General features: G+C 46.5%; 14 protein-coding genes. 6 read left to right on the forward strand and 8 right to left on the reverse strand.

Annotated elements, in window-relative coordinates; all coding sequences use genetic code 11:
• Nucleotides 1-48 precede the first annotated feature (48 nt).
• Both J0L70_RS24360 and J0L70_RS24365 read left to right on the forward strand, forming a co-directional pair.
• Nucleotides 49-303 (forward strand): hypothetical protein, encoded by a 255-nt coding sequence (locus J0L70_RS24360; protein WP_287456256.1) that lies wholly within the window; start codon nt 49-51, stop codon nt 301-303.
• Nucleotides 300-698 carry a type II toxin-antitoxin system VapC family toxin gene (locus J0L70_RS24365; protein WP_287456257.1) on the forward strand — a complete coding sequence of 133 codons (399 nt, stop codon included), beginning with the start codon at nt 300-302 and terminating at the stop codon, nt 696-698. The genes J0L70_RS24360 and J0L70_RS24365 overlap by 4 nt, the downstream gene beginning before the upstream one ends.
• A gap of 210 nt (nt 699-908) precedes the next feature.
• On the opposite strand, the gene J0L70_RS24370 is transcribed toward J0L70_RS24365, so the two are convergent.
• Nucleotides 909-3,131: a sensor histidine kinase gene (locus J0L70_RS24370; RefSeq protein WP_287456258.1), complete on the reverse strand. Its 2,223-nt coding sequence runs from the start codon at nt 3,129-3,131 to the stop codon at nt 909-911.
• Nucleotides 3,132-3,272: 141 nt separating this feature from the next.
• On the opposite strand from J0L70_RS24370, the gene J0L70_RS24375 reads away from it, so the two are divergent.
• The 4 genes from J0L70_RS24375 to J0L70_RS24390 all read left to right on the forward strand — a co-directional run bounded on the left by J0L70_RS24375 (nt 3,273) and on the right by J0L70_RS24390 (nt 7,895).
• Nucleotides 3,273-3,995, forward strand: coding sequence for an ATP-binding cassette domain-containing protein (locus tag J0L70_RS24375; RefSeq protein ID WP_287456259.1), 723 nt, complete (start codon nt 3,273-3,275; stop codon nt 3,993-3,995).
• Nucleotides 3,996-4,006: 11 nt separating this feature from the next.
• Nucleotides 4,007-4,633: an ABC transporter permease gene (locus tag J0L70_RS24380; RefSeq protein WP_268242667.1), complete on the forward strand. Its 627-nt coding sequence runs from the start codon at nt 4,007-4,009 to the stop codon at nt 4,631-4,633.
• The gene (locus J0L70_RS24385) at nt 4,630-5,514 is read left to right on the forward strand and encodes a glycine betaine ABC transporter substrate-binding protein (protein WP_017288944.1); all 885 of its coding nucleotides are present in this window, start codon (nt 4,630-4,632) and stop codon (nt 5,512-5,514) included. Before J0L70_RS24380 ends, J0L70_RS24385 begins: the two co-directional genes overlap by 4 nt.
• A gap of 335 nt (nt 5,515-5,849) precedes the next feature.
• Nucleotides 5,850-7,895: a prolyl oligopeptidase family serine peptidase gene (locus tag J0L70_RS24390; RefSeq protein WP_287456260.1), complete on the forward strand. Its 2,046-nt coding sequence runs from the start codon at nt 5,850-5,852 to the stop codon at nt 7,893-7,895.
• 79 nt (nt 7,896-7,974) lie between these two features.
• Here the strand turns inward: J0L70_RS24390 and J0L70_RS24395 are convergent, their stop codons facing one another.
• The 7 genes from J0L70_RS24395 to J0L70_RS24425 form a co-directional block, all read right to left on the reverse strand.
• Nucleotides 7,975-8,184 (reverse strand): hypothetical protein, encoded by a 210-nt coding sequence (locus J0L70_RS24395; protein WP_017288942.1) that lies wholly within the window; start codon nt 8,182-8,184, stop codon nt 7,975-7,977.
• A gap of 27 nt (nt 8,185-8,211) precedes the next feature.
• Nucleotides 8,212-8,646, reverse strand: a complete 435-nt coding sequence (locus tag J0L70_RS24400) for a CAAD domain-containing protein (protein ID WP_017288941.1) — start codon at nt 8,644-8,646, stop codon at nt 8,212-8,214.
• Nucleotides 8,647-8,655: 9 nt separating this feature from the next.
• On the reverse strand, nt 8,656-9,090 hold the full coding sequence (locus tag J0L70_RS24405) for a DUF2382 domain-containing protein (protein WP_017288940.1): 435 nt from the start codon (nt 9,088-9,090) through the stop codon (nt 8,656-8,658).
• Nucleotides 9,091-9,212: 122 nt separating this feature from the next.
• Nucleotides 9,213-10,046 carry a DUF2382 domain-containing protein gene (locus J0L70_RS24410; RefSeq protein WP_287456261.1) on the reverse strand — a complete coding sequence of 278 codons (834 nt, stop codon included), beginning with the start codon at nt 10,044-10,046 and terminating at the stop codon, nt 9,213-9,215.
• A gap of 128 nt (nt 10,047-10,174) precedes the next feature.
• Complete coding sequence (locus J0L70_RS24415) at nt 10,175-11,452, reverse strand: HEAT repeat domain-containing protein (RefSeq protein ID WP_017288938.1); 1,278 nt, start codon at nt 11,450-11,452, stop codon at nt 10,175-10,177.
• A gap of 251 nt (nt 11,453-11,703) precedes the next feature.
• Nucleotides 11,704-11,943, reverse strand: a complete 240-nt coding sequence (locus J0L70_RS24420; RefSeq protein WP_017288937.1) for a hypothetical protein — start codon at nt 11,941-11,943, stop codon at nt 11,704-11,706.
• Nucleotides 11,944-12,014: 71 nt separating this feature from the next.
• Entirely contained in the window at nt 12,015-12,431 is a 417-nt protein-coding gene (locus tag J0L70_RS24425) for a QcrA and Rieske domain-containing protein (protein WP_287456262.1), read from the reverse strand.
• Nucleotides 12,432-12,697 lie beyond the last annotated feature (266 nt).

Here is a 12,697-nt window from a genome sequence, read left to right on the forward strand (position 1 = left end):
CTCAGACTGCAAGCCATAATGAAATAACACCGCGATTCTCTTCTGCCTATGCAACTGAACATAGAGTTACCGGATCATCTCGCCCAAGCGATCGCCGATTATATCCAAGATCAAACTGACCCAACCGATCTTCCCAATGTTCTCCAAACCGCCTTAGAAAATTTTCTGACCGAGCGGGGTTATCTCTCTCAACCCAAGAAGTGCCTAAGAATTACTCCTGCTGAACAAGGTAGTGGATATCACAATACCTCGATCGAACATGATCAAGTGCTTGCTAACCTCGATCAGGAGCATTTGGTTTGACTCGCGTGCTTGCTGACACAGGCCCACTTTATGCCGCTTACGATCCGAGTGATACCTATCATGCTCAAGCTCTTGCAGAACTCGATCGCTTAGCAACCCAAAATCTAACTGTCCTTGTTTCTTATCCTGTGTTCCTTGAAACGCATAGTCTTATCCTAAAACGCTTAGGAATCCGTATTGGGTTTCGGTACATTGATGAAATCCTCAATGGTGCCGATCTCATTCAACCGACGATCACGGATTACCAAAATGCAACTCAACTGATTCAACAATATCCAGACCAAGCGATTACCCTCTTCGATGCGACAACCACTACGATCGCTCAACGATTGCAACTCCCAGTTTGGACATATGATTTCCATTTTGATGTGATGAAAACAAGAGTTTGGCGGTAATGACCCACGTGCCTGTCCAGCAAATATAAAAATCACTGGAGCAATTTCTACCGAACAGCAACATCTTCGATCGTTTCTCCAAAAAGTTCTCTAGAAGAACTGCATTGATGAACTCTTGGATGATCCATTGACACAATCTATCCCTCAAAAACTTTAAAGTTCATCGAATTGAGGAACGATCGTGTTTCATATAGAAACGATCGTAAGTCCTTACCCTAAAGGCAAAGTAAACCAAAAATTTGCGCCTTTCCCTTCGCAGTTCACACCAATTCGCCCCTGATGTGCTGTAATCACCTGCTTACAAAGAAATAATCCTAATCCCAACCCAGTGCGATGATGATTTTGCGATCCTCTTAGGAAAGGCTTATCGAACAGCAAATTGCACTGATCGGGTGGAATTCCGATTCCATTGTCCGAAATCGTACATTTCATCTCATTCTCAGCCTTCTCTACCTGAATTGCTAAATTGATGCCTGGAAGATTGTGGTTCATAGCATTGGTAATCAGATGTTCTAACACGCGCTGTAACTGGATTGAGTCAGCTAGGAACTGTGGCACATCAGGCGCAATCTGCTTCTCTAAGCAAATTTGATTTTGATGGAGCAATGGCTCTAATCTGTGTAACGTTTGATCGACTAATTCCACGATCGACACACGTTGATAATTCAAACTCAACTTATGTGGTTCCTGCGAATAATTTTCTAGTAAGGAACTAATCAAACTTAATTGGCGATCGCCACTTTCGACCATGCGATCGAGCACGGATTTCGAGAGTGAAATGGTTTCCTCTGCTTTCGTTTGCAACCGTTTCAGAACCATCAACATTCCTAACACAGGCGTTCTCAAATCATGACTTACCGCATGAACCAGCGTGTCCTTCACCTGATTCAACGTCTCTAATTCGATCATTTTCTGCTGCAACTGTGCAGTCCGCTCCTGTACCTGAGATTCTAATCCGCTGGCAAATCCCTGCACCTTTTCATACAGACGTCCCTGCTGAATCGCCAACTCTACCTGAGTCGCTAACCGAGTCAGCAATTCAATTTCAAAATCCTGCCAATTCCTCGGTGCAACGCACTGATGCACATTTAACACACCATACAACCGTCCTTCTTGCCAAATTGCGATTCCAATGCTTGCTTTGACCTGATACATTGCATAATAAAGCTTCAGAAACTCGTTCTGAGTCATGTCTGAATTTGGGTTGACTCGCACAGATTGCTGCTCAAATAAAACGGCAATATCCGCCAAGATTGGTCGAGGCGATCGCGTTCCTAGCATCGGGTTCCATCCGGGTGCAACTGATTCGGCAACAACATCGGTAAACCCTTGTTCATCAAACACAGCAATATGAGCACGATCGGCGTTCAGATACGCTCGAACTTCTGCGACGGTCGTATTCAAAACCTGCTTGACATCTAAAGATTGCCGAATTCTCAATGTGCTTTCAGCTAAAAACTGATCTTGTTCAATTCTGCGCCTTAGTTGAGCTTCGACTGTTTTGCGCTCCGCGATCGTTGCAACTAAAACCAGGGTGATGATTGCCATGATTGCGATCGCAATCTGGATCTGAAACAGTGAAGATTGAAAATTTCCCTGCTGGATCTGGGTCAGTCCCCAAATCGAACTCAAGGATGCAATCAGAAAGCACAACATCGTTCTCTGCTGTCCAAACCGCAGTGCTGCCCAAACTACAAACAGAAATGGTGAATACTTCAGTAAAAGCAGTGCTGCTCCCTGCACAATTGGGGCTGTTCCGGTTGAAGTGGTCAACATTAGCCCATTCCACACTCCCATCAATCCTAACCAGATGTAAAACTCGATCGTCCGTTGACCCACGAGAACGGGCTGCAACTTTTTTAATCTGTTGCGAAAAGAGGGCGGTACACGAAGTTCTTGATTTCCCCACACCACGATCGCGGGTGTGAAAACCAAAATCGAAACTGAACGGTCAAGCCAACTTGCAAACCAATGATTCATAAGCTCCGTCGGTTGGGAGATCGCAGCCGAAGTCAGAGTTGTGATGGTTGCATTCAGCGTGGGGGCAAGAACGGCTCCACATCCAATTAATGCCAACACGTCTCGTACACGACGAAGTAATCTACTAAATTCCACTTGTTTCAACAATTGGCTCGCAACGATAACTTCTAGCGTGTTGCCCGTTGCTGCTAGGAATGCTGTCAGCCAATTGACTTGATCGAGCGATCGCCCAGACATGACTGCACCAGAAAAGACACCGAGCCAAACAGGATGTTCTATCAGTAAAATAGCTGCCAGTGAAATTCCAATCGGGGGATAGAGCACAGATGCCAGAGCACAGTGATTGAGGAGGGCGATGCTCAAGGCAAAACGTGCACTCAAGTAGTACACGATCGCGATGATCGCAATCGCGAACAATGAGTGACCAACCTGAGATAGGTTGAGTTTTGCCATGTGATCCTTGAACAAGGATGTAGCACTCCAATCGCTGGAATAGACTAATCTAGGTTAGAAGGATATTCCTTGATAGGCTTCACCCGGCTGGGTGATCTAGACTGAATTTCAATGAAAAAACGCAAGTTAACCGAATCTTAAATGAGTGTTGTTGAGTTCTGCCAAGTTTCTTATCAACTAAATCAGAGATTGCTGATTGCAGATCTCAGCTTTACAATTTTTTCTGGTGAAACAATTGTTTTACTGGGTCGAAGTGGTTGCGGAAAGACAACGACCCTGAGACTGATCAATCATCTTCTGACCCCTACGCAAGGAGAAGTTCGAGTCGAAGGTCGATCGACTCAATCTTGGAACCCGATCCACTTGCGGCGGCGAATTGGATATGTGATTCAAGAAGTTGGACTCTTTCCGCACTTGAGCGTGGCACAGAATATTGGAGTTGTGCCTGTCCTGGAAAATTGGCAGCCGGAGCGGATTCGATCGAGAGTGATGGACTTGTTAGAACTCGTCGGATTGGAAAAAAGTATTAGCGATCGCTATCCGCATCAATTATCGGGTGGACAAAGACAACGGGTTGGAGTCGCGAGAGCTTTGGCGGCAGATCCGCCGCTGTTACTGATGGATGAGCCGTTTGGGGCACTTGATCCGATTACGCGCGTCGAACTTCAGCGAGAGTTTCAGCGGTTGCAAGAGCAGTTAGGGAAAACGATCGTCTTTGTCACGCATGATATCCGTGAGGCGTTTAAGTTGGGAACTCGGATTGGATTGATGCAAGCTGGTCGGTTGATAGAAATTGCGACTCCGGCTGAATTTGAGCGATCTCAGCATCCAGAAGCCAGAGCATTTTTGAGCGCGAGAGACTGAGAGGAATTGAGATGGAATTCTGGACGCGGTATGGCGAGGAGATTTTACAGCGAAGTGGAGAGCATTTATTTTTAGTGGCAGTGGCAATGGCGATCGCAATCCTCATCGGCATTCCGTTGGGAATTTTGATCACGCGATATTCGAGACTTGCGAAACCGATTTTGGGGTTTGCCAATGTGATGCAGACGATTCCGAGTCTGGCGCTGTTTGGCATTCTGTTGCCGATTCCGATCATTGGGGGAATTGGAGAGAAAACTGCGATCGTGGCGTTGGTGCTGTATTCGCTGCTGCCGATTATTCGCAATACTTTTGTTGGGATTAACTCGGTCGATCCCGCTGTTCGAGAAGCAGGACGAGCCATGGGAATGAGCGATCGTCAATTGCTGTTACAAGTTGAAATTCCATTGGCGATGAGTGTGATTTTGTCGGGTATTCGGCTGGCAACTGTGATTGGGATTGGATTGGCAACGATCGCATCGGCAATTGGGGCAGGAGGATTAGGAGAATTTATTTTTCGAGGAGTCGCGATTGTAGATAATCAACTGATTCTTGCAGGCGCGATTCCGGCTGCAATAATGGCGTTAGGTGCAGATTGGATTTTAGGTTGGGTTGAACGACGATTGACGGTTAAAAAATGAAGCTGAAAAAACTTTTTACATTTGCACTCCTCGCTGTTTGTTTAACGGGTTTGATCGTGGCTTGTCAGCCCGGGGGAGATCGCATTGTTATTGGCTCGAAAAACTTTACAGAGCAGAATATTTTAGGTGAACTGCTGGCGCAGCAGATTGAGCGGAAAACAAATTTGAAAGTCGATCGTCGATTGAATTTAGGTGGAACGTTTATCTGTTTGACGGCAATTCAGAAAGGTGAAATTGATATCTATCCCGAGTACACGGGAACGGCTTATAACGCGATTTTGAAGCTTGGAGCAAACAGCGATCCCAAAAAGACACGTGAAACAGTCGAGAGTCGATTTAAGCGCGACTTTAAGCTGCTCTGGTCAAAGCCGTTTGGCTTTAATAATTCTTTTGCGATGGTGATTCGAGGCGAAGATGCTCGCAGATTGAAGCTACAAACATTGTCCCAAGCTGCGCCTCAAACTCCAAAATGGCGGGCGGGATTTGGTCCTGAATTTCTCAATCGTGAAGATGGATTTCCAGGACTTGCCAAGCATTACAATCTCAAATTTACTCAGCCGCCAAAAGTGATGGATTTGGGACTCTTGTATCGATCGCTCAACGATAAACAAGTGGATATCGTGGCTGGCAATACAACTGACGGGCTGCTTTCGACTCTGGATCTGACGGTGTTGCAAGACGATAAACGCTATTTCCCACCCTATGAGGCTGCCGCAGTTGTCAGACAAGAAACCTTGCAGAAACACCCAGAACTCAAAGACGTTTTGGATCAGCTTGGAGGCTTGATTTCTGATAAAACCATGCAGGAATTGAACTTCCGTGTGGATGGAAAGAAAGAAGATATCAAAGCAGTTGTTCGGGATTTCTTAAAGTCTAGATAGGTAGACTAGTTAGTTAGAGAGCGTTTGAACCGTATCAACAGTTTCCTCGCCCCGTTCTATCTCGCCCTGGAATAGAATTCCGGGCTAACGGTGCGAAGTCCTTTGAAAAGGACTGAAGACCTGATTGTAATTGGTTTTTCGTCCCTTTAGTGGACTTCGTTCAACTAGCCCGGATTTTCAATCACGGGCGGGTGAATGCGATGAACGATACGTTCCAAACATTCTCTTAGTTAACTGCATTGATTTTCCGGAGTGGAGAAATGGAGAGAACCCAAGCTCAGATTGCTCCCTATTCCCCCACTCCTCACTCCCTCACTCCCCCACTATCCTTGCTTATGCTTCCCTATCCCATCACTCCCACCGTTGAGCAGAAAGACATCTATCACGGACTCGAAGTTGCAGATCCGTATCGCTGGTTAGAAGACCCCGACTCTGAGCAAAGTCGTACCTGGATTGAGGCTCAAAATCAATTGACGTTTCGCTATCTCGAACAGCTTTCGCAGCGCGAATCGATTCGACAACGGTTGACTCAGCTTTGGGACTATGAGAAATATGGCACGCCGTTTCAAGCTGGCGATCGCTATTTTTATTTCAAAAATGACGGCTTACAAAATCAAAGTGTACTTTATACATTGAATTCGCTAGAAGATCAGCCGCGAGTCTTATTTGATCCAAATCAGCTTTCAGACGATGGCACGATCGCGCTGTCTGGTCTTGCGATTAGTGATGACGGTCAATGGATGGCTTATGCTCTTTCTACTTCGGGATCTGATTGGAAAGAATGGTATGTACGCGATGTGGAGACGGGAGAAGATCAAAGCGATCGAGTCAAGTGGGCGAAATTTTCCGGTGTTGCTTGGACACATGATCATCAAGGATTCTTCTACTCTCGCTATCCTGAACCGAGCGAAACGACACAGTTTGAAGACATCAACTATTTTCATAAACTCTACTACCATCAACTCGGAACAGACCAAGCTGAGGATGTTCTAGTGTTTGAGCTTCCTGAGCAGAAAGAAGCGTTGATAGATGGCGAGGTGACCGAGGACGGGAATTACTTGATCATCACAGTCCGCTTCGGATCAGAGCCGAAGAATTTGATCTATTACAAAGATTTGACTGTTCCCTATGCTCCGGTAGTTGCTTTGATCGATCAGCTAGAAGCTAGCTATCACTTGATCAACTCTGAAGGAAGTCTGTGCTGGTTTCAAACTAATCTTGATGCACCACGCGGGCGAGTGATTGCGATCGACTTAGAAAATGCTCAGCGTGACCAATGGCAAGAAGTGATTGCAGAAACTTCGGAAACGCTTGATAATGTCAGCCTTTTTGGTCATCAATTCGTTGTGTCATCTCTCAAAGATGCTTGTAGCCAAATTAAGATCCTGAATCTTCAGGGTGAATTGATTCGAGTCGTCGAATTGCCTGGGATTGGTTCAGTGGGAGGATTTGGTGGAAAGCGAAGTCATACTGAGACGTTCTATAGCTTTACGAGTTTTACAACACCCACAACGATTTATCGCTACAACTTAGAGACAGGAGAAAGTACGCTATTCCGACAACCGCAAGTTGAGTTCGATCCTCACGACTACGAAGTTCAACAAGTTTTTTATCAGAGTAAAGATGGAACTCAGGTTCCGATGTTCATTGCCCATAAAAAAGGCTTAGAACTGAATGGAAACAATCTCACCTGTCTGTATGGCTATGGTGGCTTTAATGTTTCACTGACGCCGAGTTTCTCGATCGCGAATCTCGTTTGGATGGAGCGCGGAGGGGTCTATGCAATCCCGAATCTGCGCGGAGGCGGTGAGTATGGTGAAGCTTGGCATCAAGCAGGAACAAAACTCAATAAGCAGAATGTGTTTGACGATTTTATTGCAGCAGCAGAATGGTTAATCGAGCATGCCTACACGTCTGCTAGTAAGCTCGCAATTTCTGGCGGAAGTAATGGCGGTTTACTGGTCGGCGCTTGTATGACGCAACGTCCGGACTTATTTGGTGCGGCACTTCCTGCGGTTGGTGTATTAGATATGCTGCGGTTTCCGAAATTTACGATCGGGTGGGCATGGACAAGCGATTATGGTTCTCCTGATGATCCAGAAGAATTCAAGGCACTGTATGCTTACTCACCGCTGCATCAACTCAAAGCAGGAACGAGCTATCCAGCAACCTTAATTACTACAGCAGATCATGACGATCGCGTTGTGCCAGCCCATAGCTTTAAGTTTGCTGCGGCACTGCAAGCGGCGCATCAGGGAACGCAACCTGTGCTGATTCGGATTGAGACGAAAGCAGGGCATGGAGCCGGAAAACCGACTGCAAAAATCATTGAAGAAGTTGCAGATAAGTGGGCATTTGTTGAGGCAGTGCTAGATCAGTAGCTGATGCGATGAGAGAGGAGGAAATTGAGCGATCGCTCAATTTCCTCCTCTCTCAAACGTTTATGAATTTGTACAGCTTTTATCGAGTGCGATAATTTGCATCAACCCAACATTGGGGCAGAGCTTCTCCCGAAGGAAAGACTAAATTCGTTTTCGCAAATTTTTCTGGGTCTTGTTCTTCTTGACCCGCTTGATCTTTTGCTGAAATCGTTTCTTCATTCGGGTCAATCAGCAGTTGGATATCGAGCACTTCGACTAAATTACCTGTTTCTTTCTCTTGTAGCAGCATAGTGATGTTCAAAATAGGGGGATAAGATTATTCAACGGTTTGGGTGTCGATCGAATCGAGCATCTTTTCTTGAGTCGAACTTGCAGCACCGACTACCTCTTGCTTGAGTTCGTCTACTTTTTGGGAAAGTTCTTGACGAGTTTCGGCGTTGAGCAAGTAGCGGTTCGCAAACCATACAGAGTAGCCAATTCCAACCAGTTCAAGCAGTCCACCGATCAGAGGTAGCCCAGTCACAAATCCAATGAGTCCGAGCACAACTTTCAGGGCAACCAAAGCGGTAAAGATAGCACCTAAGACATAAATAATCGGCTTATATTCTTGCCAGAATGCACGAACATATTTTCCGGGTTCATTGAAAAAGTCCTCAATCTGAGCGCGATCGCGTTCCCAAGCCATCAGCCGACGCGCTTCAATTAGTTCTTGATCAATTACTTCGGGACGTGCTTCAAGTTCAGTCGTCATAGATGTCTCCTAGGATTTACGGCAGCGATCGAACCAAGTTTGATAAGTCTCTTGATGCTTAGAATCTTTGAGCTTGATTTCGACACGAATTTCAGCACAACTGTGATCCGGAGTTCTTGCGATCGCATCTAAGAGATCGCTGACCGCACGGGGAGAGTCGAATTCGCCAGAGACGATGGCTCCTGAACCTGCGGTTTCAGTTGTTTGTCCGAGATCAATTTCTGCAAGTCGCTCATACTTGGGCTGAACTTGCTCAACGATCAGCTTTTCGCGACGGACGGGAACTTCGACCATGCGGACTTCAACTTCTTTCCGCACCACGATTTCTCCAACCTTCCGCTTATCAGACCGAACGATTAATCGTTCTTCTAACAGGCGAATGGCTTGTTCAGGGGTGAGATCGATTTCTTCGCTAGGTAGTAAGCTGTGAGGTTGAGAGGTCATGATTTGGGTAGAGGGAGTGATCTGTTGGGGTTGTGGGTTCTTAAGTGGGGAGTGGGGAGATGGGGGTAAATCTCTCCCTCCTCCCTACTCTTCACATCAACACTCAGGTTACTTAGCCAAAATTAGATTTGTCGATCGACATTCGGATTGCCATCAATGTCGAGATCGAGTTCTTCTCGGCGAACCTGATCCTCTGCGGTTACTGTTTCATGATCGACGACCTTTTTCACGCGGACTTCTTCGCGCACAAATGTCTCTTTCTGGATATCAGGCACTTCTTCATAGACTTCCACCCGTGCGACTTCGCCTTCGTGGAAATCTGCTTCACCCGGCATCACAGTTGATTCACCTGTAACAGGAGATCGCTCAATGACAACGCGCTCTCTCTCGACTGGAACTTCCACCCGTGCGGTTTCAGTTTCAACATGTTTACCAACTGCGACTTCACCTGTTTTGCGACGAGCTTTATTGGCAATTAAGCGCTCTTGATACAGACGTAAAGTGTCGTGATCTTCGGTGAGATTGTACAACGCTGGATCGTGCTCGTAGCGATAGCTGTCTTGGTCGTAGGTCATGTCGGTTGCAGTCATGCCCGCTGCGACTGTATTCGGACGATAGATATCGCGGACTTGTTCTTCGTAGTCGTAGCCGACCAAGTGATCCGGGTCGTATTCGGGTAAATCTTCGACTTGAGCCTTGGTTAAGCCGTTGGCATACACTCGACGTTCGCCATAAACAATTCGAGCTTGTCCGATCGGCATCAGGACTTTTTTACCCAAAATCCACACACCTGTATTGATCACGAGATAACGGAATGCACCATTATCATCAACGAGAACATCCTCAACTGAACCGATCTTGTCGTTGCCAGAATATAAATCAAGCCCAATTACATCATCATTATCAAAATGCGTCCGATAGTCGGGGTCAAAATCCTTAATCTTATGAAGCGCCATAGTACTTTTGTCGATCCTTAGTAAAGAACGAATATGTCTTCACAATAAGGTTCGCTGACTCTGGCTTCCTCACCCTTTTGATGAGTTGTGTCGAGCCAAAAGCAGTAGTTTCTAGCGTTCTCTCGACCTCAGTAGCTCCATTCTTGCAGGGCGATCGCAATTCCTGTTTTCAAGTCTGATTCTTGTGCTTCGATCTGACCTAATTTTTGATACGCGACTTCTGCATCTAATGTTTTCAAAGCAGAAATCACATGCAGTCGTACGCCCTCATCAGCATCTGCTAGCATCGCGATCAGGGGATCGATCGCATTCGGATCGCCTAATTGCCCCAGAGAAAGCGCCACGGCTTGTCGAACGGTTGGTGTACGTGTAGGACAGGCTAATAAAATGGCAGTCGCTTGCGATCGTAAATTCTCTCCAACTCGCCCTAAAGTTTGAACAATCTCAAGCTGAATTCCTTCATCAGAAGTTGTCATGAAAACACATTCTAAATAGATGAGTGCATCCACGATCGGCATCCATCCTAAAGCACGAACTAAGTCGATCGCGAGATTTTCTGGCATATACTCTGACTTCAAAGCTTCATACAGAGCAGTTGCAGCTTCGGGAGTCGCAAGGCGACCTAACGCGATCGCCGCCTGACGACACACTTCTAAATTCAGATCAAACAATAACGGGCGGAGATGCTTGACTAAATCTCGCCCTTCACAAAATCCCAGTCCTGATACTGCGGCAATTCTGACCGGAGCCGCAACATCTTTGAGCGCCGTTATCAAGAGGGCAGTGATTTCAGGAGAATGAAAGCTGCTGAGGGCTTCGATGGCGATCGCGCGCACTTGAGCATCTGAGTCATTCACGACTTGCATCAGCAAGGGCACGGTCTGCGATCGCCGAATTTGTCCTAATGCTTGGGTCGCAAACAATCGAGTCGAATCTTCATGCAATAACTCTTCAATCACATGCACAGCCGTACTCCCTAAAGTTGCGAGCACTGAAACTGCCATTGAATTGAGTTCTTCACTGTGCGAAGTCTTCAAGACCTCAATCAAGGTTTCAACCACTTGAGGGTGATGAAAGTTTCCTAAGATGCGGATCGCAAACCACTGAGACTCCGGATCAGCTTCTTCATCTTTGAGCAGTTCAATTAAGGGCCGAAGTGCATCAATGCCGAAATTCGGAAAGACTTTTGCGATGTCCCAACGTTCTTGGAAACTTCCGGATTCTAGAACTTGCATGGCTAGATTCAGAAGTGCAGGTGTCACATTCGGGTCAGAAAGTGCTGTTCCTTGAGTAGACTCATCTCCTAGAAGGAGCAGTTGTAAGTCTAAGCTTAATTGCTCCCAGTCCGCGCGACGAGCCGAGGTTTGAGCGCGTTCCAAAATTTCGGTGTAGCTGAATTTCTGCACAATATTCGCCCTAGCACATCTCAGTTCTCACGATGTTTACTTTGCCACAGAAAGGGGCGATCGAGAAGTAGGGGTTCCGAGAATAGCATCGGGAGGATTCGGATTGTGCATAGGGTCGGAGTTTTATGGGGAAGTGGGGGATGGGGAGATAAGGGAAAACTGGAAATGATTCTTGTTTTCTATCTTCCCATCCGGCTGAAATTGACTAGCTGCTCGCTTCTGCTTCCAGAATTAGAAGAAGAAAGCGAGTTTTACATTTTGCCGTTTTGCATCACTTGTTGAAGGTGATGACGAATCTCTTGAGCCGTTTGTTGATCTTGCTCTCTTAACTTCTGAAACAGTTGCACACAGGGCTGAGAATTCATCTGTTGTGCATCTTGAATGTAAGTTTCATAAGCTTTGACCGCTTCTGCTTTATTGTGCAAGGCGGTGAGCAAATCATATTCGAGATCGCTAATTGCGCTGCCGCTTTTTTCTGCCATTTGAGTCATAATCACATCTCCATTCGATCTGATCTAACGGTGGAACAAAGCGATCGAGCCGTCCTCTACCTAAAGTTTCACTACAGTTTCACAACCACATTTTCTCCATCGATGCTTGCCTCGTACTTGGCTAAAGCTGCGGTTGCAGGACCTTTCTGTACCGAGCCATCGGGTGCAAAAGCTGAGCCATGACAAGGACATTCAAACGCTTTACGCTCAGCCTTCCATGCCACTAAGCACCCTTGATGGGTACAGGTTGGATTCACAGCTAACAGAGATTTCGGATCAGCCGGATTACGAACAATAGCGATCGGTGCGGGTGACTCAGTCTGTAAAAAGCCTTTTTGATCTAACTCTGCCACCTTGCCCACAGTCTGCATCCCACTCGCACTCTTCTGCCCCCCCTGACAAGCTGCTAAAAACGCAGTCAACACTGCCGGAACTCGACTCATGACCCATCCAACGCTTGCCCACGATAGAACTGTTCTCCGACGCATGAGGTTCTCCTAAAGAACGATAGAGGAGTAGTGAGTAGGGAGTGGGGAGTAGGGTAAATCCTTTCTATCTCCCACTCCTCCCCCGCTCCCCACCAAATTACAACTATTTCTAAAGTACGCCCTTCCCCCTCTTCCCGCCGACAGATGACGAAAACGAATCGACTTTATGCAGAAACGTCATATTATGAAAAGTTTTGTAACAACAGATACGAATGTCCTCTGTGATCCCGATTACCTTTACTCAGTAATCACCGCGAATCATCAAA

The sequence above is a fragment of the Leptolyngbya sp. UWPOB_LEPTO1 genome (genome assembly GCF_017302695.1).
Lineage (GTDB): Bacteria > Cyanobacteriota > Cyanobacteriia > Leptolyngbyales > Leptolyngbyaceae > Leptolyngbya > Leptolyngbya boryana.